The 18,224-nt window shown below is 70.0% G+C and carries 15 protein-coding genes and 1 pseudogene; 4 read left to right on the top strand and 12 right to left on the bottom strand.

Translation table 11 applies throughout. The features are described from left to right. Positions 1 to 276: 276 nt before the first annotated feature. On the bottom strand, positions 277 to 2,568 hold the full coding sequence (locus OG787_RS26195) for a protein kinase domain-containing protein (RefSeq protein ID WP_405536552.1): 2,292 nt from the start codon (positions 2,566 to 2,568) through the stop codon (positions 277 to 279). A gap of 141 nt (positions 2,569 to 2,709) precedes the next feature. Beyond that, on the bottom strand, positions 2,710 to 3,249 hold the full coding sequence (locus OG787_RS26190) for an HAD domain-containing protein (protein WP_405536551.1): 540 nt from the start codon (positions 3,247 to 3,249) through the stop codon (positions 2,710 to 2,712). Positions 3,250 to 3,447: 198 nt separating this feature from the next. On the opposite strand from OG787_RS26190, the gene OG787_RS26185 reads away from it, so the two are divergent. Further along, positions 3,448 to 4,299 carry a nitroreductase/quinone reductase family protein gene (locus OG787_RS26185; RefSeq protein WP_405536550.1) on the top strand — a complete coding sequence of 284 codons (852 nt, stop codon included), beginning with the start codon at positions 3,448 to 3,450 and terminating at the stop codon, positions 4,297 to 4,299. Between the two features lie 81 nt (positions 4,300 to 4,380). Here OG787_RS26185 and OG787_RS26180 read toward each other — a convergent pair whose 3' ends face one another. The 4 genes from OG787_RS26180 to OG787_RS26165 form a co-directional block, all read right to left on the bottom strand. Beyond that, the gene (locus OG787_RS26180) at positions 4,381 to 6,429 is read right to left on the bottom strand and encodes a HelD family protein (RefSeq protein WP_405536549.1); all 2,049 of its coding nucleotides are present in this window, start codon (positions 6,427 to 6,429) and stop codon (positions 4,381 to 4,383) included. A gap of 41 nt (positions 6,430 to 6,470) precedes the next feature. Continuing rightward, positions 6,471 to 7,139 (bottom strand): TetR family transcriptional regulator, encoded by a 669-nt coding sequence (locus OG787_RS26175; protein ID WP_369035780.1) that lies wholly within the window; start codon positions 7,137 to 7,139, stop codon positions 6,471 to 6,473. Positions 7,140 to 7,190: 51 nt separating this feature from the next. Then, positions 7,191 to 9,335: a phosphotransferase family protein gene (locus tag OG787_RS26170; protein ID WP_405536547.1), complete on the bottom strand. Its 2,145-nt coding sequence runs from the start codon at positions 9,333 to 9,335 to the stop codon at positions 7,191 to 7,193. 88 nt (positions 9,336 to 9,423) lie between these two features. Continuing rightward, positions 9,424 to 10,515: a phosphotransferase family protein gene (locus tag OG787_RS26165; protein WP_405536546.1), complete on the bottom strand. Its 1,092-nt coding sequence runs from the start codon at positions 10,513 to 10,515 to the stop codon at positions 9,424 to 9,426. A 227-nt stretch (positions 10,516 to 10,742) separates the two neighbouring features. Here OG787_RS26165 and OG787_RS26160 point away from each other — a divergent pair. Then, positions 10,743 to 11,495, top strand: a pseudogene (locus OG787_RS26160) (HAD family hydrolase); the annotation flags it as partial. Positions 11,496 to 11,617: 122 nt separating this feature from the next. Here the strand turns inward: OG787_RS26160 and OG787_RS26155 are convergent. After that, positions 11,618 to 12,580, bottom strand: coding sequence for a GntR family transcriptional regulator (locus OG787_RS26155; protein ID WP_369035777.1), 963 nt, complete (start codon positions 12,578 to 12,580; stop codon positions 11,618 to 11,620). A gap of 176 nt (positions 12,581 to 12,756) precedes the next feature. Here OG787_RS26155 and OG787_RS26150 point away from each other — a divergent pair, with 176 nt between their 5' ends. Then, on the top strand, positions 12,757 to 12,939 hold the full coding sequence (locus OG787_RS26150; RefSeq protein ID WP_369035776.1) for a hypothetical protein: 183 nt from the start codon (positions 12,757 to 12,759) through the stop codon (positions 12,937 to 12,939). On the opposite strand, the gene OG787_RS26145 is transcribed toward OG787_RS26150, so the two are convergent. After that, complete coding sequence (locus OG787_RS26145) at positions 12,930 to 13,772, bottom strand: HAD family hydrolase (protein ID WP_405536545.1); 843 nt, start codon at positions 13,770 to 13,772, stop codon at positions 12,930 to 12,932. The genes OG787_RS26150 and OG787_RS26145 overlap by 10 nt on opposite strands. Continuing rightward, positions 13,721 to 14,605: a winged helix-turn-helix domain-containing protein gene (locus tag OG787_RS26140; RefSeq protein ID WP_405536543.1), complete on the bottom strand. Its 885-nt coding sequence runs from the start codon at positions 14,603 to 14,605 to the stop codon at positions 13,721 to 13,723. Before OG787_RS26140 ends, OG787_RS26145 begins: the two co-directional genes overlap by 52 nt. A 170-nt stretch (positions 14,606 to 14,775) precedes the next feature. Here OG787_RS26140 and OG787_RS26135 point away from each other — a divergent pair, with 170 nt between their 5' ends. Beyond that, positions 14,776 to 14,964, top strand: a complete 189-nt coding sequence (locus OG787_RS26135; RefSeq protein ID WP_369035773.1) for a hypothetical protein — start codon at positions 14,776 to 14,778, stop codon at positions 14,962 to 14,964. A gap of 25 nt (positions 14,965 to 14,989) precedes the next feature. Here the strand turns inward: OG787_RS26135 and OG787_RS26130 are convergent, their stop codons facing one another. The 3 genes from OG787_RS26130 to OG787_RS26120 all read right to left on the bottom strand — a co-directional run bounded on the left by OG787_RS26130 (position 14,990) and on the right by OG787_RS26120 (position 18,209). Beyond that, complete coding sequence (locus OG787_RS26130) at positions 14,990 to 15,874, bottom strand: winged helix-turn-helix domain-containing protein (protein WP_369035772.1); 885 nt, start codon at positions 15,872 to 15,874, stop codon at positions 14,990 to 14,992. Between the two features lie 224 nt (positions 15,875 to 16,098). Continuing rightward, positions 16,099 to 17,364 carry a GNAT family N-acetyltransferase gene (locus tag OG787_RS26125; protein ID WP_369035771.1) on the bottom strand — a complete coding sequence of 422 codons (1,266 nt, stop codon included), beginning with the start codon at positions 17,362 to 17,364 and terminating at the stop codon, positions 16,099 to 16,101. Positions 17,365 to 17,627: 263 nt separating this feature from the next. Further along, on the bottom strand, positions 17,628 to 18,209 hold the full coding sequence (locus OG787_RS26120; RefSeq protein WP_369036182.1) for an aerial mycelium formation protein: 582 nt from the start codon (positions 18,207 to 18,209) through the stop codon (positions 17,628 to 17,630). Positions 18,210 to 18,224: the final 15 nt, after the last annotated feature.

The raw sequence follows: 18,224 nt of genomic DNA, 5'->3' as shown, positions 1-18,224 counted from the left end.
ACGCTGGGGCGGGGGGGTGGGTCGCGCAGCCCGGCGCTTACGGGGTGCCGCCTGCGCCCACCCGTGCCGCCCCTAGCGGCACGCATGCCCGCAGGCTGGGCGGTTTGGACGGGCGCGAAGCGCCCTCCTAGGGGCGCGGGGAACTGCGCGGCAAACCCCCACCGGCCCGCAGCCAAACGCATCGGGACGGACGGGCTTTTAGGGGCGCGGGGAACTGCGCGACCAGCCCCCCACCGGGCCCGCAGCCGAACGCATTAGAGCAGGCGGCTGCACCGGTCAGTTCGAGGCCGGTGCAGCCGGCGTCGGCGTGCGCGCCGCAGACCCGTCCGCCCGGACGGAGAACGCCGTGTCGCCCGCCACGGCCACAATCGCGTCCTGCACCAGCAACACGCTGGGAAACCTGTCCTCCGCCGAAGTCCCCCCGTCCCCCAGCTTGTCCGTACTCCACCGCACCCCACCCGTCCCACGGTCCAGTGCAAGCAACCGACCGTACCGATTGGCGAAGTACAACTCGTCGTACGTCACCGACCGCACCGGCGCCGACAGGTTCTCCACCTGCGTGCCCGCCTGCCACAGCCGAGCCCCGTCGCTCACCCCGTTCGCGGTGACGGTCCCGTCGGGCCGTACGCAGTACACCACCCCGTCGACGAGGGTGACCGTGCCGCGCGGTGTCCCCGCCAGCGGGATCTCGACGACCGCACCGCTGGTCGGGTTCACCCGCAGCAGCGCCTTGTACGCCTCGTCCCGCCCGTCGTTCGACTCCCACTCCGCCTGCCGCGGCAGCGCGAACAGCGGCTGCCCACCGACCACGCCGAGCGGCAGCGCGTCCAGGGGCAGTTCGGCGAGTTCATGCGGCGTGCCGTCGGCCGGGTCGAGGCGCAGGAGGGCGTTCGAGCCCTGGGTGGGATCGTCCGCGTCGAGGCACGTGCCGTAGGGCACACCGCCCAGGACCAGCACGTCGCACGCGGTGCCGGCCGACGACGTCGCCGGTGTGCGCCACATGTCCTTGCCCGTCCTGGCGTCGACGGCGACGAACTCCCTCGCCCCGTCCGGCATCGCCAGAACGCCGCCGTCGAACAGGGCGGCGCCACGGCCCGCGTCGATCTCCCGGGTCCAGACCGGTTTCCCGGTCTTCGCGTCGAGGGCGAACAGCCGCTGGGTCGACTGCACGTCGGTCACGTTCGGCTGGTCGGCCCCGTACACGATCCCGTCCCGGACGCCGAGGGGCCGCTCGGCGGACAGGGGGCTGCTGCCGAACCGCCAGTCGACGCGGCCCGAGGCGGCGTCGATCCGGGCGACCGTGAAGCCGGTCCCCGAGCAGTACACAGCGGATCCACCGGACACACAGCCGGAATCCACGCTGTCCGCGTTGAAGATCAGGGACTCGTCCTTGACGGGCCGGAAGAGGCTCGCCTGCCAGGGCTGCCAGCCGGTGGGAAGCGCCGGGGTGAGGGAGGCGGGGGCGTCGGCCGCGGGCGGACCGTCCGTGGTCCTCGAACTCGACACCAGGTGGTACACCGACGCGCACACCACGGTGACGGCCAGGGCCGCCCCGACGACGACCAGGCGGCGCACCCGTCGCCCGCGACCGCCGCCCCCGGTCACGGTCGTCGCACCACCGGACCGCCGGGAGACCCTCCGATGCCCTGGACCGGCCGGCGGACCGGCCACGCCCGAGGTGGCAGCCATGTCCGGCGGGGTGGCGACCGCGCCCAGAGTGGCGGCGACCACGTCCGGAGTGGCGGTGGCCGCGTCCGGCAGCGCCCTGAACAGCCCATACAGCTCGGTGAGTTCGGGCCTGGCGCCAGGATCCTTGTCCAGACAGCGCTCGGCGATGCTCCGCAGGGGCTCGTGCACGCCGTCCAGGGCGGGCGCCTCGTGCATGACCTGATAGCCCGTCATGTACGGGCTCTCCCCGTCGAAAGGACGGTTGCCGGTGGCCGCGTACACCAGCAGCGAGCCCAGCGAGAACACGTCCGAGGCGGCGGTGACGTCCCGGGGCGCCGCGAACTGCTCCGGGGACATGAAGGGCGGGGTGCCGATCAGCCGGCCGGTCACGGTGAGCGCCTGGCTGTCGACGGCGCGCGAGATCCCGAAGTCGATGACGCGCGGCCCGTCCTCGGCCATCAGGACGTTGCTCGGCTTGAGATCCCGGTGCACGACACCCGCCCGGTGGATGTCCCGCAGCGCCTCGACGAGCCCGAGGGCGAGAGTACGCAACTCCCGCCCGGCCAACGGCCCTTCCTTGCTGACGATGTCGGCCAGGGTGCGCCCGGGCACGTACAGCGTCGCCATCCAGGGCACCTCGGCGTCCGGATCGGCGTCCACCACGGAGGCGGTGAAGGCCCCGCTGACCCGCCGCGCCGCCGCGACCTCCTGCCGGAACCGGGTACGGAACTCCTCGTCCTGGGCGTACTGCGCGTGCACGACCTTGACCGCGACCTGCCGCCCCGAGGCCGAACTCCCCAGGTAGACGATCCCCATACCACCACTGCCGAGCCGCTCGCCCAGCACATAACCGCCGACGGACGCCCCGACGGCCCCAGATTCCCCGGCGCTCAGCGGCATCGCCGCCCACCTTCCCAAAACCCCTGTGCCGCACAGCTGTTCAGGAGCCACAGAGTAGTACGCGTGCCACAACCACTTCGATGACGAAGGAGTAAGCATCCGGAGCCGAATCCGGAGCGGTAGCCGAATCCGGATCCCGAATCAGCGGAGCCACGCCTCCACGACCCCGAAGTCCGCGTCCCGCAGCCCATACCGAGGATCGACCCGGTGCAGCAGGGCCCGCCCCGGATGGTGCGCCGCCACCCACCTCCGATCGCCCCCACCGATCTCGTCATCGAGCCAGACGAAGTCCCGCCCGGCCGCCCACTCGACAAGAGGGCGAGTCTTCCAGTGCACGCCGGGCACTTCGGGCGAGGCATCGGAGCCCGGCTCCGGCCAGGCCACCACCGGAAGGTCCGGCAGCCCCAGCCACGGCGCGACACACTCGTTCGCCTCGCCCATCCAGGTCGTGGCCCACACCAACTCACAACCCAGCGCGGCGAGTCGAGGCCCGAGTGCGGGGTCGATCCTGGGCAGCAGAGGGTTCGCCTCGGACGCCGGGAGTCGCGGTCGCCGGGCGGGCTCGTACGTCGGATAGCCGTCCGGATACTGCTCCGGTGTCCCGCCGAACGGGATCAGCGGTCCGTCGACGTCCAGGAAGAGGAGAGGAAGCGCGGCCGGAGTAAGGGAGGGGTTCGTCATCGCCCCCCTTGATACCGTAATCCCCATGACTGCCGGGTCGGCCTTGTGCCGTGAGCGAGTTGGGTGCCCGGCCTCTGAGTGAGGTCGGGGTGGGCCAGGGGCCCGCCGGTTTCTCTTTCCCCCTTTCCACGGGCTTCCCCCTTTTCCTCGGGGAGTCCGTGTGACCGACAGAGAAACCACTCGCACAGAAAGCAGAGCATGCCCAACGACTTCAACCAGCCCGTCATCGACGAGTTCCGGGCCAACCACGGCCAGGTAGGCGGCTACTTCGAAGGTGCCCGTCTCCTTCTCCTCACCACCACCGGCGCCCGTACCGGAACCCCGCACACCACACCCCTCGGCTACCTCCCCGACGGCGGCGAGCGAGTCCTCGTCATCGCCTCGGCCGCGGGCTCCTCCAGGCATCCCGACTGGTACCGCAACATCCTCGCCCACCCCCAAGTCACCGTCGAGTCAGGCGTGTTCACCTACGAGGCCCGTGCCGTCGTCCTCGACCGCGAGGAGCGCGACCGGATCTTCGCGCGTGCCGTCGAGGCCGAGCCGGGGTGGGCCACGTACCAGGAGAAGACCGACCGGATCATTCCCGTGGTCGCCCTGTACGAGATCGCGCAGGGCGGGCCGCCCCGTATCAACGCGTCCGGCATGGGCGAGGCCATCAAGGTCGTCCACGACGCCTTCCGGCATGAACTCGCCCTGATACGCAAGGAGATGAGCGAGGCGACGAGCAACACCTCGCCCCTCGGCGCCCAGTTGCGCGCCAACTGCCTCACCTTCTGCGCGGGGCTGCACAATCACCACACCGGCGAGGACATCGGCCTGTTCCCCTTCCTCGCCGAGCGCCACCCCCGGTCGGCCCCCGCCCTGGAACGCCTGCGCACCGAGCACGAGCGGATCGCCGCCCTCGTCGAGCAGTTGCGCAGGGCTCTCTCCGGCGACGGCGAGGGCGAGGACACCGACCCCGCCGCCGTCCGGGCGGAGGTCGAGCGTCTCACCCTCGAACTCGAAGCCCATCTCACCTACGAGGAAGAGCAGTTGATCCCGTTGCTCTGAAGTTCTGAAGCAGCGACAGTGGGGCGCCTTCCGCTAAGGCGCCCCACCCCTCTTAAGGCGCCCCACCCCTCTCCAACACCTTCAGAACGGCAACAGCCGCCCATGCACGACCTCCAGCCGTGACACCGCCCGCGTCAGCACCACATACAGCCGATGCAGCCCCCGCCCGGTCGCCCCCTCCCCCTCCACGATCGCGGCGGGCTCGACCACGACCACGTGGTCCCACTCCAGCCCCTTCACCGCCTTCGCCGACATCACCGCGACCCGGCCCCCGTCCAACACCCCCGACGCCCCCAGCACCTCCCGTACGGCGGCCACTTCGCCCTCCGCCGCCACGACCCCCACCGACCCCTCCCCACCCAACGCCCGCCCCACCGCGGCCACCACCTCCCCGGCGACATCCGCGGCCTCCACCACCCTCAACTCCCCGTCCCCGCGCAGGGATCGAGCCGGCGGCACCGCCACCTCCAGCCTCTCCAGCAGCCGGTTGGCGAAGTCGACCACCGTCCTCGGCACCCGGAACCCGGTCGTCAGCGGGATCACCGTGGCGTCCGGCTTGCCCAGGTGGCCCAGCAGGGGCTCCCATGCCCGTGCCGCCCACGGCGTGGTGCCCTGGGCCAGGTCGCCCAGGACGGTCAGCGAGCCGTAGGGCGCCCGGCGCGCGATCACCCGGCACTCCATCGGGGAGAGGTCCTGCGCCTCGTCGATCACGACATGGCCGTATCCCTCGGGATGCTCGATCAGGCCCGCGACCTCGTCGAGGAGGACCAGATCGGCGGCCGACCAGCGCGCCGACTTCCACGACCTCGGCGGACGCGCCCAGCGCACCGCCCGCTGCTCCTCCGCCGCCAGCAGCCCCTCGGCGGCCCGCGCCAACGCCCGCTCGTCGCCGAGGAGTTCGGCCAGCACCTCCTCCGGACGCACCCTCGGCCACACCGCCTCCACGTATGCCCCGACCGGCCGCGCCCGCTCGATCCGCCGCACCCAGCCGTTGGACTGCGCCCCCGCCCGCCGCTCAGCCTCCCGCTGGACACGGGCCACCACCCGCGTCCGTACCCGCTCGCGCCCCACGCCGTACGGCGGTTCCTCGGCCCGTACGCCCGCCACGATCCGCGCCAGTTCCGCCGCGGGGATCCGCCACCGGTACGAATCGTCCGGCACCTCAAGGGAGTTCGGATACCCCTCGGTGACCACGCGTGCGTACAGCGCCCGGCGCAGTACCTCCGCCATCCGCGCGTCGTGCTTCACGACGGCGGCCCGCTCGTCGTCCTCCGCCCGCACGGGACGACCCGGGCCCGCGATCTCGTCCGTGACCGTGGACTGCCGTACGCCCGTCTCGCCGAGGGCGGGCAGCACCTCCGAGATGTACGAGAGGAACGTGCGGTTGGGCCCGAGGATCAACAGGCCGCCGCGCTGGACGCGTTGGGGGTGGGTGTAGAGAAGGTACGCGGCCCGGTGCAGCCCGACGGCCGTCTTGCCGGTGCCGGGGGCGCCCTGCACACAGACAGAGACGCCGAGCCCGGCCCGTACGAGATCGTCCTGCTCGGGCTGGATCGTCGCGGCGATGTCCCGCATGGGCCCGACCCGGGGCCGGGCGATCTCCCGCGCGACCAGCCCGTCCGCGCCATCCACAGGCTGCTCTTCCCCTTCCACCAGGTGCTCGTCCTCCAGGCCGGTCAGGTCGGCGGAGTCCCCCGTACTGCCGGGTGCCCAGCCGAACCGCCGCCGCACATCCACACCCTGTGGATCGCGGGCGCTCGCCTGGTAGAAGGCGCGGGAGACGGGGGCCCGCCAGTCCACGACGAGGGGCGGGCGGGTCGGATGCTCGGAGATCCGCAGCCGCCCGATGTGATAGCGCGCACCGCGGTGATCACCCCCGCCGTCCCCCTCCCCGAAGTCCAACCGGCCGAAGAACAACGGCCCTTCGGGCAGTTCGCCCAGCTCCTTCGCCTTGCTGCGCAGCTGGTACCCGAGCACTTCCGCGTCCGCCCCGGAGGCGGAGACGTCCTCACCGGTGACGACATGCTCCTGGGCGCCGGCGATCATCGCGGCGAGGGCGGCACGGCAGACGTCGTGATGGGCACGTTCGCGGTGCAGGGCGTCGCGGAGCGGGGAGTCGGGTGGCGTCATTCCAGCAAGCCTACCGAAATAACGTAACCGAGTTAAATATTTTACCCAGTCTTGTCAGTCGCGTCGCCGAGGCTCATGTCCCGAAGCCACGGCAGCCCCACATCCAGCTGCCCGAACGCCGCCTCCGCCGCCTCGACCGCGTCCCCGCGCACGGCCTCCACCGCCTCCCCCGCGGCTATCCGCCGCCAGTTCTCCTGCGCGAGGATCCGCTGTACGGCGATGATCTGCCCGGCCGCGAGCCGGGCCGCCAGGGTGCCGCCCAGGGCGCCGGCGAGCGCGGCCTCCGACCGCTGCTGGTACTCGTACGCCCGGGCGACCAGCGACGGCGTGCCGTAGAGCAGACCGTGGAAGGCGAGCACCTCGGGGGCGTCGTTGAGGCCGGTGACCGGGTCCTCGCGGCTCAGCCCGTCGAGGAACTGCCGGCGCAGCGCGTCGACCGGCGACGCACCCGCGCCCGCGCCAGCCGCCGCACGGGCTGCCCGGACCACCCGCGCCGCCTCGTCCTCGTGATCCCCGAAGCGGTGCACGACGAGATCCTCCTTGGCGGGGAAGTACCGGAACAGCGTCGGTTTCGAGATCCCGGCCGCGGCGGCGATCTCCGCGACGGACACCGCGTCGAAGCCCTTCTCGAGGAAGAGCCCGATCGCGATGTCGGACACGTTCTGGTACGTCTGCCGCTTCTTGCGCTCGCGCAGCCCGATCTCTGCCATGGAAGGGAGAGTACGCACTCTCGGAACCTCCGCCTCCACTCCGGGAAACAGTTACAGGATCGGTCCCGGCTCCAGGTTCAACGCGGTCAGCGCGGCGACCACGGTCGCCTGGACCGACACCACCGCCCGGCCGACGTCGAGTGCCTCCAGGTCGGTGCGGGTGGCCAGCCGGTCGAGGTCGACGTACGCGGAGCGGACGATCTCCAGTCGGTGGTACGTGCGCCGGTCGCGCCGCCAGTCGCGGGTGTAGTGCGGCGGCAGGGTCAGCTCCCAGCGGCGCAGCATGCGGTGCCGCATGACCGGGCGGGAGCGGGCGAGGTGGAAGTGGCGGACCAGGTCGTACAGGGGGTCGCCCACCATCGCACGCTCCCAGTCGACGAGAGCCAGAGAGAACCTTTCCTCGTTCAGGCGTACGAGGTTCCAGAGGCGCAGGTCGCCGTGCAGGAGCGTGGGGGTGCGCGGGCTGACCCGGTAGCGGGACAGGATGCGGTGGAGGCGGTCGGGACCGGGCAGGCCGGACCGCTCGGCGAGGCGGCGCGACTCGTCGGGCAGCGCGTCGACCAGCCGGACGAGCCGGTCCGTCATCCGCTCGTAGAAGACTCCGGCGGTGGCCGTCGGGTCGAGGGCGAAGTAGTCGACCGCGGTGAGGGCGCAGAGCTGGTCGACCAGGTCGTCGGCCTCGTACAGCCGAAGACCGGACAGCGGGCGCCGGGGCGGTGTGCCGCCGTCACCCTGACCGACGTACGTGTGGATGAGGAAGGGACCCGCCGGGTCGCCGTCGTCGCCCATGGCCAGCACACGCGGCACCGCCACCGGGACGCCCGCGTTCTCGATGAGCTGGAGCACCACGTGCTCGGCGTGCAGACCCGGTTCGCGCCGGGGAGAGGGCGTCCTGCCTGGGCGGCGTACGAGGACCGGGTCGCGCCGGCCCCGCACCCGCACCACCGGATTCACGTCCGCCGTGCCCGTGCGCACGTTGCGGGCAGCCGCCGAGCGCTCGGCGAGAAGCGCGTCGGTGACCTGGGCGTCGGTGAAATCGGGCAGGTGCGGGTGGTCGCGGCCCGGCTTCCAGTGGACGGGTTCCGTCTCCCGCCCGCTGTCGACCGGTGCGCCGAGCCGGAAGAACGTCCAGCGGACCAGCACCTCCTCGATCTCCCCCTCGTCCGGGACGTCCCGCAGGGCGAGCGGCTCCGCGGCGGCCGTCAGCGCCCGGTGCACGCTCCGCACGGACTTCACCAGTTGCCGGGGGTCGGGCGACCGCTCCAGGTCGTACGCCGCGCGGATCACGTCGGGGTAGACGGACTGGGCCCGCTCGAAGGCGAGGTACTGGGGCAGGTCCTCGTCCAGCCCGCGCACCGAGGCCGGGCTCACCCGGCGCATCGCCTCCGCCCAGGCCTCGATCGCCTCCTTGGCCTGTCCCTCGGGGTAGCCCATGCGCACGAGATGGATGGCGAGGTCGTGCAACGGGTCGCCGTAGGTGGCGAGTTCCCAGTCGACGGGGATCAGCCGCGGCGGCTCGTCGGCGGTGACGATCACGTTGGCCCGGTGCAGGTCGCCGTGCAGGACGCTGTACGGCCGGCTGGTCATCCGCGGTACCCGGCCGGCCATTCTCCGCAGACCGTCGTCGGGGATTCCCAGGGCCCGGAACAGCGGGCCGTAGACGGTTGTGTTGGCCTGTCGGACGACCCGGTCCGCACGCTGGATCAGGTGCCGCAGGAAGGCCCGGCTGTCGTCGCCCTGGGGCCAGCCCGGCGGCAGCGGGGGCAGCTTTTCGAGGGGTACCAGCGTCAGGCTCGCCAGAATGCCGGCCATCGTCGCGATCACCCCACGGTCGACGGGGGTCCCTCGGGGGGAGTCGCCGGACAGCGGGCGGCCGAGCACGAAGTCGAACAGGCTGGACTTCCCCCAGTCCTGCGTCAGGCACTGCGGCACGCCCGGCAGGGTGCTCCTGATGGCGTCGAGGATCCTCGCCTCCTCGTCCGGCCAGGTCTTCACCGCCACGACCGGCAGGCCGCAGCGGGGTATCCGGACCATGACCGGTCTGCCCTCCCGGCAGCGGAGGACCTGCGCCAATTCAGGCGTCAGCGCGAGTACGTAGTTCGAGTTGTGGTGCCCTTCGAGCAACTCCCCCTTTTTGCACGCCAGTTCAACGAACAGGCCGTACACGGTGGGGTGCGGGGCAGGGGGTGTGCCCAATGGAGTTCCTGTGCCTCGTGTGCGTAGTGCTGGATACCGACTGTAGAACACTCATGTGGCCAACGAGGCTGGAGTCACTCAAATGAGTTCAAGGGAAAGCGATTTCCGTATCCTGGTGATCATTCCCCTGTCGATCACTCCGATTCCGGTTCCGCCGTTCACGATGCCACCGCACCAGGGATGTCATGACATACCGAAGAGTTGGTACACCCATAAGCCCCAGGGGCTCCGCTCCGCCCAACAGAGCCCCGTGCACTTTCGAAGCCTCGCGATAAAGCTGCGGCCAGTTGAACCTGGCACCGGAACCAAGAATCTGCGTGGCACGGATCACGTCGGTGAAAACCGATTGCGCGCGCTTGAAATCCATGATCTTGGGGAGATCGCTCTCCCAGTTCTTCGCACTGCCCGGCCTGACCTGCTCGGCGAGCGAACTCCAGCGTTCGGCAAGGGAATTGTGCTGCCCTTCCGGATAGCGCATGAGGTACAGATGCGTGGCCAGGTCATAGAGCGGATCGCCGAACATCGCCAGTTCCCAGTCGATCGTCCAGAGCCTGTTCTCCCGGTCCAGGATGAGATTCTCCCGGTGCAGATCGGCATGGAGTAGACAAAAGGGACGTTCGGTCAGGTCCGAAACGTTCTTTCTGAGCTTCTTGAAGGAGTCCGCCTCGATACCCAACGCGTCGAAGAGGGACTCGAAGTCCGCCAGATTCCGCCGGTAGACGCGCTCCTCGGCGAAGGTGATGAGCCGTTCCAGGAACTCCGAGCTGTTGGGGTCGGTGGCCCGGTCCTCGGGCTCGCACACACGGGGCGTTTTCAGGGTGTCCGCCGAGATGGCGAGCATCTGCGCGAAGAGCGCGAGGACCTGGTCGACGACCTCGCCGGGCACCTCCCGGCCCGAGCGGTGGCGCGCGGCCAGCGTCCGCCCCTCGATGAACCGCTGCAACCGCATGTCCCCGGCCTCGATCAGCTCGGGAATGCCGTCGACGCGCCCCTGGAGGTCACCCAGCAACTGCTCCTCCGAGACGAAGCAACGCCGGTCGAACCAGAGCAGGTTGGCGCGCGGCTCACGAACCTTGCCGCGCACCCGGCTGCCGTCCGGGGCGGCCCCGGGGAGCGGGATCACATGCGTCACGTGGTGGTAGCCCTGGAACGTCTCCTGGACGGCGTTCGCGGGGGTCACATCGACGGCTCGCTCCGGAGCCGGAGACACTCGTTCGGCTGACATCGCCCGCTCTCTTGCCTGAGGACACATGAGGATCCGTGAGGACCCGCCTCGCCCCCCGGAACCCGTGGGGCCCTTTCCCGGCACCCCTCGTGACCCGCACCGACGGTCCCGCACCGATGGGCCCACGGGGCCCACGTCCATGGTGGAGGAGAGATGCACGGTACTCCTCCGCCCCTCCGTGAATGAGCATGTTGCCAGAAGCCGATCCGCCGCCCGCATCGGTGTCCCCGCACCGGGCGATTGAGCGCCGGGTGCGCGCCCGACGTACATTCCGACGAACGAGGAGGCTCATGAGTGGCGCCCCCGGTGACCCCCGCGCCCAGGACCCGCACCGCCTGCGCGCCCTGTTGCGCGACACACACGCGGTGTTGATCGACTTCGACGGCCCCGTCTGCGACCTGTTCGGCGGCGCCTCCACCGGGCACATCGCCGACGAGGTCAAGGCCCGGGCGGAACAGGCGTGGCCCGGCACCGGGTTGGACGCGGACGTCCGGGACTGCGCCGACTCGCACGGCATCCTCCGCCTGCTGGCCGCCATGGCGGACCGGCACGCGCCCGCCCTCGACGGACCGCTCGACTGGGCGGACGAGATCGTCGAGCGGCACGAATACGCCGCGGTCCGTTCGGCGGTGCGTCTCGCCCGGGAGACGGCCGGCGCGGGCGACCTCGTCGAAACGCTGCACGCCCGCGGAAAACCCCTGGCGATCGTGAGCAACAATGCGGAGGGTCCCGTACGGGAATACCTTCAACACATCGGTCTGCTGCGGCGTTTCGAGGCGATCTGCGGACGCGATCCGCACGATCCCCGGCTGATGAAACCCCATCCGGATTCGATCCGTCGGGCATTACGGCTTCTCGGCGATCCGAAGCCGGAGCAGGTCCTGCTCATCGGCGACCAGTTGACGGATCTGACGGCGGCCGTCGCGGCGGGCGTACGTTTCCTGGGATTCACCCCGTACGGCGACCGGGCGCGCGAAATGCTGGGCCAGGGAGCGGATTTCGTGGTCGGCTCGCACGCACCGGTCGTCGAGGCGGTCGCGGAATCATCTTCGGGCGGTCAGTCCTTCGCGAGGAGTGTCCAGACCGAGTCGAACCAGGACTGCATACTCGCCACGAACACCGACCCCTGGGATTCCGGACCACCGGAATCCGATCCACCGGAATCCGGGGATTCCTCGCCCCGCACATAGTGCATGAGGGTGGCGCCGATCCCGACGACGTCGATCGCGGCAAGGGGTTTCGTCTCGTCCTCCAGCACGATGGGACGCTCGACCACCTCGTACGTTCCGAACAGCGCGTCCGTGCCGTTGAGCAGATAGAGCTTGAACGTCGGGACGATCGGCACCCGCCGGATCGCCACCTCGACGTTCTCCACCAGCCCTTCCGCCCGCAGCATGCCCAGCACATGGCGCAGCGAGGTCTCGTGCCGGCTGGTGATGGCCCGGAGCCGGTCCACGGGGCGGGTGTCGGCCGCGTCGCCCTTGGCCCGCGGATACGGCAGCGGCAGATCGTCGGTGGGCAGCAGCATGCGCAGGGCGATGCTCCGGGGGGCGACGATCTCCCCGGTCCTGATCCGTTCCGCCTGGAGCCAGATGTGCCCCTGGAGGGACTCGGAGGTCAACGTGGAGACGTCCAGGGTGACTTCGGGCTTCGTGAACGCCTCGCGGATGTGCGGGGCCAGGGTCGTACGCCCGGGACGCGCGACCCGTACCGCACCGCCCGGCTGGGCTCCGGCCGTACGCGGCGCGGGCTCCGGTACGGCGATCACCCGGGAGCCGCTGCCCTGCCGGGACTCGATCAGGTTCCGGTCGGTGAGCACGCGCAGCACCCGCTGGACGGTGTCCCGTGACACCCCGAACTCCTGGGCGAGTTCACGCTGGGGAGGCAGCAGAGAGCCCAGGGGATAGAGCGCGGGTGTCCCCTCGTCGCCGGACATACGGAGGATCAGTTCGGCCAGGATCCGCTCGAACTCCCTGCCGCCGCCCTCGGTGCCACGCTGGTTGTCCTGTTGCTCACCCACACATCGACCGTACCTCTTCCGGACCGCGGCCACACCAATTTGCGTCAACCAACCAACCACTTGAGCAGGGCAGTTAAGGGATCTCCCTACCCGGGAAGACCAATCCCGAAGGCAACCAGTCCAATTGGAACGACAAGTTGAGTGATTGACTGCTGTGGAAGGTGCGGGTGGGGGACATGCTTCTTCTTCAAGTGCTTTACGGGTTATGCCAGTTCGCGTTGAGCATGCTGGCGCAGCTACGACTCGGGCTCTTCGGCCTGATCCTGCTGAGCACGATCTTCGTCGGAATCAGGTCGCGTCACAACGGCCTGGCCGTGGGCGCGGCCGTGGTGTTCGCACTGCTGATGACTCAGGCCTGACCGGCCCGCGCCTGCCTGCGGACCGCCCGTAGCACCGGCGCCAACGAGTCGACCATCGTTTCCGCGCCCGCTGCCCTGAGCGTCTTCTCCTTCTCCTCGTTACGCGCGTAGCCCAGGAAGGGCACCCCGGCCTCGCGTGCGGCGAAGTAGTCCGAGGGGGTGTCGCCGATCATCAGGGCCGCGGACGGGGCCGCGCCCATCGCGTTCAGGGCGCGGTTGAGGCAGTGCGGATCCGGCTTGAGGAGATGGAGATCCTGGGTGCGGCCGTAGACGTGCGGCGTGAAGCACCTGGTCAGATTGCGCCCCGCGAGGTAAGTGCGCACCACTTTCGGGGAGTTGTTGGTGGTGATCGCGAGTCTGGATCCGACGGCCTTCCAGGTCTGTATCAGGATGTCGGCGTACGGCGTGGGCATCGACCTGGGCACCGCCCGGAGTTCCTCCTGGGTGAGGCGTTCCTCCAGCTCCGCCACCAGGTCGCTGCCGGAGTGTCTGCGGTCGACGGCGCGCAACACCTGGTGCGGATCAAGGGATTCGAGTTCCCGGTCCGTCAACAGGCCGTGCAGCCCCCGGCCTTCGAGCCAGTCGACCAGCCGGATCGCCACCCGCTCGGCCGAATAGCCCGCGAACAGCCGGCAGATCGGCCCGTCGAAGTCCCAGAGGACGACGCGGGCGGGTGCGATCAGCTGCCGCAGACTCTCCACCAGGTCGTTCTCGATCTCGTTCTCGATTTCGTTCACGTTCTCTGCGGCGCCCGGTCCGGTCTGCCTCGTATCTGAAGTCACTAGGAGAGTGTCAGGTCCGAAGTGATGGTTTCCCAGAGGGCGTCGAACCACTTCTGGGATTGCTCGACGAACGCCGTGTCCCGTTCACCGGCCCCCTTGCCGAACGAGAAGAGCAGTGACTCGGTGCCCAGGGTGTCGTACATGTCGAGCGTTCCGCTCTCCACCGCCTCCTCGCGGCGGGCGATCATGTAGTACGCGATGAGCGCCTCGGTCTCGTTGAGCAGGTACAGCTTCACCGGCGGGGTGAACGGGAGCGCCCTGAAGGTCACCCGTACGTCGATGCCGTGCGAGGAGCGCAGGGCCAGCAGGTTGTGCCGCAGGACGTGCCCCTGGGCGTTGCGCTGGGCCAGCCAGCGCTGGTGGACCGGGGCCTCGGCGGCGTCGCCGGTGTCGTCGACGGGGACCGGGAAGGCCAGTGTGATGTCCCGGGACGGCAGCAGGATGCGTACGTCGATCGACTGGGGTCGCAGGCGGCCCTCGTGGATCAGCCGGACCGGTTCGCCGACGGCCAGCATCAGGGTCTCCGCGGTGAGACAGGCCGCGTCGATCCGGACGTGCGGCGCCGAGAACGCCTCCGTCAGCCGCGGCGCCAGCCCCACCATCGTCGGCTGGGGCCCTTCCCGGGGCAGGGTCATCGCGGCGACCCGCGGCGGGCTGCCCTTGCTGACGTTGGTGAGCAGCCGCTCGGAGTGCAGGACGCGCAGCGCCTCCCGTACGGCACCCCGCTCGACCCCGAACTCCTCGGCCAGCTCGGCCTGGGTGGGCAGCCTGTCGCCCGGCCGTAGGTCGCCACTGCGGATGCGGTCACGCAGGGCGTCGGCGATCTCCTGGGGCGACTGTCTTCTGCTGCCGTTCACTGCCACGTTCTCCTGGGTCACGACCAAAACGCTACAACTTCGATCCATCTATGGGGAGTTGTTTGAAAGTTGTTTATGACTAGGGGCCAAGTGGGGACAACATACTCAGAGTTGGTTGCCAACTTGGTGAAGTTGGCATAAGTTTACCTCCCCTCCATCACCTTGCCACCGCCCCTGAGCTTGAAGGAGGAACCACCATGCCCGCCATCGCCCTCCTCGCCGCCGTCTTCATCAGCGGCTTCCAGCAGCTCATCAGCTGGAAGTACGGCACCTCAGGTGTCGTAGGCCTGCTCCTGCTCACCGTAGGCATCAAGGCCAAGAACGCGACGATCAGCTCCATCGGGGCGGTGGTCCTCGCCCTGCTGGTCACGGGCCCCGCCCTGTGACCGTCGTAGACCGCTGTGGGAGACCTCAGTCCGTGAGCGTCAGCTCCGAACTGATCGTCTCCCACAGCGCGTTGAACCACAGGTGCGACTGCTCCACGAAGGTCGTGTCCCGGAGTCCGGCACCCTGCTCGAACGCGAACAGCATGGACCGGACGCCCTCGGCGTCGTACATCTCCACCTGCTCGTGGTCGATCTCCGCGGCGCGCCTCTTCAGCGTGTAGTACGCGAAGAGCGCCTCCGACTCGTTGAGCAGATACAGCTTCACCGGTGGCGTGAACGGGAGGGCCCGGAAGGAGACGCGCACGTCGATACCGTGCGTGGCGCGCAGGGCCAGCAGATTGTGCCGGAGCACCTGCCCCTGGGCGTTGCGCTGGGCCAGCCAGCGGCGCTGCAACAGGCTGGTGGCCTCGGACCCGGCCGGGGAGCCGTCCGCCAGGGCCACCGGCGCCGGCCACGCGAGGTCGATGTCCCGGCTCGGCAGCAGCACCCGGACGTCGATCCTGGCCGGATTCAGTCGTCCGGTGTGGATCTGCCGCAGCGGCTCACCGATGGCGAGGGTGAGCGAGACGGCCGTCAGACACAGGGCGTCGATGGAGACGTGCGGCACCGCGAAGGCCGCCTCGATACGGGGCGCGAGGGCGACGGTGGTGGGCAGCGGCGGGGCGGCGGGGCCGGTCAGCGCGGGTCCGGGATCGGGCGCGACCGTCGCCGGACTCCCCTTGCTGACGTTGGTCAGCAGCCGCTCGGCGTGCAGGACGCGCAACGCCTCGCGTACGGCACCCCGCTCGACCCCGAACTCCTCGGCCAGCCTGGCCTGGGTGGGCATGCGCTGGCCGGGCCGCAGCTCACCGGTCCTGATCCGGGTGCGCAGGGCGTCGGCCACCTCGCGGTGTGACCTCTGAGGCTCCACAACCAAACACTACAACTTCCCGCCATCTTTGGGCAGTTCCAGTGAAGGTGGTTATGAGACGCCTCCAAGTGGAGATAAGTACAGTGAAGTTGGCTGCCAATGAATACCAATGACCACCAACTTCGGCAACATGGTCAAACCTTCAGCAGGTTGGCTGCCGAACTCTTCTCCGGAGGGGAGCCTGGAGCTCGGCAGCCACCACGAGTCGCGGAAGAGAGGTCGGATCAGAAGATGTCCGGGCACCAAGGGCGCCTGGACGTACGCAGCAGGGCGTCGGCCACTCGGGCGGCGCCCGCTCGTTCTTCCCGCACCCGCCCCAGCGCGGCAAGCCGCACGGCCGACTCGTCACCGAGCCAGAGCGCGGCCAACTCCCGTACATCGAGGGTGAGTTCGGCGGCGTCGCGCGTTGCGGGCGCACATGACCCGACGCCCTCGGCGGACACGTCCAGCCGGTACCGCCCACCGGCGAACCCGTCCGCGTCGACGACGTCGAGGACAAGACCGCGACCACTTGTACTGCTGTCGTATGGACGAGCCTCCAGAGCCCGTACGACATCCAGGATCCGCACCCACAGCCAGTCCGCGTGCGCGGTGAGCCTGGCGGCGCGCGGGTCCGGCAGGAAGAAGGGAAGCAGGTCGTCCGGGGCCCGCCAGCCGGTCTTGACCTTGGTGATCCAGTCGATCGAGCAGAGGTACTGCCACAGGGCGCGCTCGGCGGCCGGAGTCGCGGCGATCAGCCAGTTCACCTCGGCGGTGTCCTGCGGCTGCTTGGCTTCCCACTTGTCGTCGGCCTCGTAGGAGACAAGCCCGTCGACCTCCCCGTCCGCCGAACGGTAGACGGCGTAGAAGGGCTCGTCCCAGGACCCCCCGAACCGCACCACCCCGGTGTTGACCTGCCACCAGCGCTCGTCACGGCTGACGGCACCCGGCTGCTGCCGCACGAGCCGCGCGTGCAGTTCGGGTCCCAGTTTCCGTACGTCCTCCGCGTCCACGAGGTCGATACGGCCGCCGTCCGTCGGGCCCGCCCAGCGGGGGTCGAGGCCGGTGCGCGGTACGTCGATGGTCCACTCGGAGGTCCAGGTGGCGGGGCCGAAGCCGTACCGTCCGTAGATCGGGTACTCGGCGGCGATCAGCGTGGCGACGACGTCCCCGCGGTCCTTCGCGGCGGCGAGGTCCTGACCCATCATGCGGGTGAGGATGCCTCGGCGGCGGTGGGTGGGGGAGACGGTGACGTTGGAGATGGCGTCGGCGGGGACGGTGGCGCCGCCACCGACACTCAGCTCCTGCGGAAACGAACGGAAGGTCGCGACACATCGCCCGCCGTCGAACGCACCGAGCGTCCGCCCCGGCAGAAACCCTCCGCGCCGCGCCTCCAGCTCCACATCACTGACCTCGGGCGACCGAAGAAACCCGGTACTCAGAGCCCGGGTCCACTCCCGGAGTCCGTCTTCGCTGACGGGGCGTATGTCGATGGCATCACGGGGGGTCATGGGGCCAGGCTAGGGGGGAGGTCGCGGGGGTGTCGCGCGGATTTTTTTCGCCCCCGCCGCCCCTACCCGTTCCCATCCCTGGGGGCTGCGCCCCCAGACCCCACCTTTGTCCTCAATCGCCGGACGGGCTGAAAGACCAACCCCCGGCCGGCACCACATCCAGCCCGTCCGGCGTTTGAGGACGAGCGCGTTCAGCGCGATACGGGGGTTCGGGGGCGCAGCCCCCAGGGACGGGTAGGGGCGGCGGGGGCGAGGAAAAGCCCTCAGATCAGCAGGTCCTCCACCTGGGCCTCGCCCTCCCGGTATCGCCGCGCGATCTCCCCGCTACAGTCGTCCGCCGTCCGCTGCAACCCCTGCCGCCGCCGCGAAACCTGCTGCTCGTACCCCACCAACCTCCCCATCGCCGCCGTAAGCTCCGGATCCGTACGCGCGTCCAGATCCGACAGCTCGACCTCGGCGAGCATCTCCGCCGCCAGCCGCCCGTACTCCTCGCTGTGCGGCGTCCCGAGCGTCACATGCCGCGCGGACGACCGCTGCCGCGCCGGCGCGTCCGTGAGGATCTCCGACAGCCGCTCGACGACCGACCCCTCCCCCACCGCGACCACGGACGTGGGCCCGCGCCGCGCCAGTTCCGCGCGCAGGATGTCGATACGCCCCTGTAGCAGCCGCCGTACGTAACTGAGGTCGGCCTCGTCCCGCTGGGCGTCCCGGCGCAGGGCGCGCAGCTCGGTCAGCCGCAGCACGGTCAGATCGTGCTCGGGCGGATCGGCGGCCAGCAACGAACCGATCGAAGCAGCCGGAGCGGCGGCGGCCGTATGAGGCCGCCCGGTACTCGGTGTGCTCATGTGCCTCTACCGTTC

The organism is Streptomyces sp. NBC_00075 (assembly GCF_045041225.1).
GTDB lineage: Bacteria > Actinomycetota > Actinomycetes > Streptomycetales > Streptomycetaceae > Streptomyces > Streptomyces adonidis.
The sequence above is the reverse complement of the archived record's forward strand: the minus strand, read 5'-3'. Positions and strand labels throughout refer to the sequence as shown.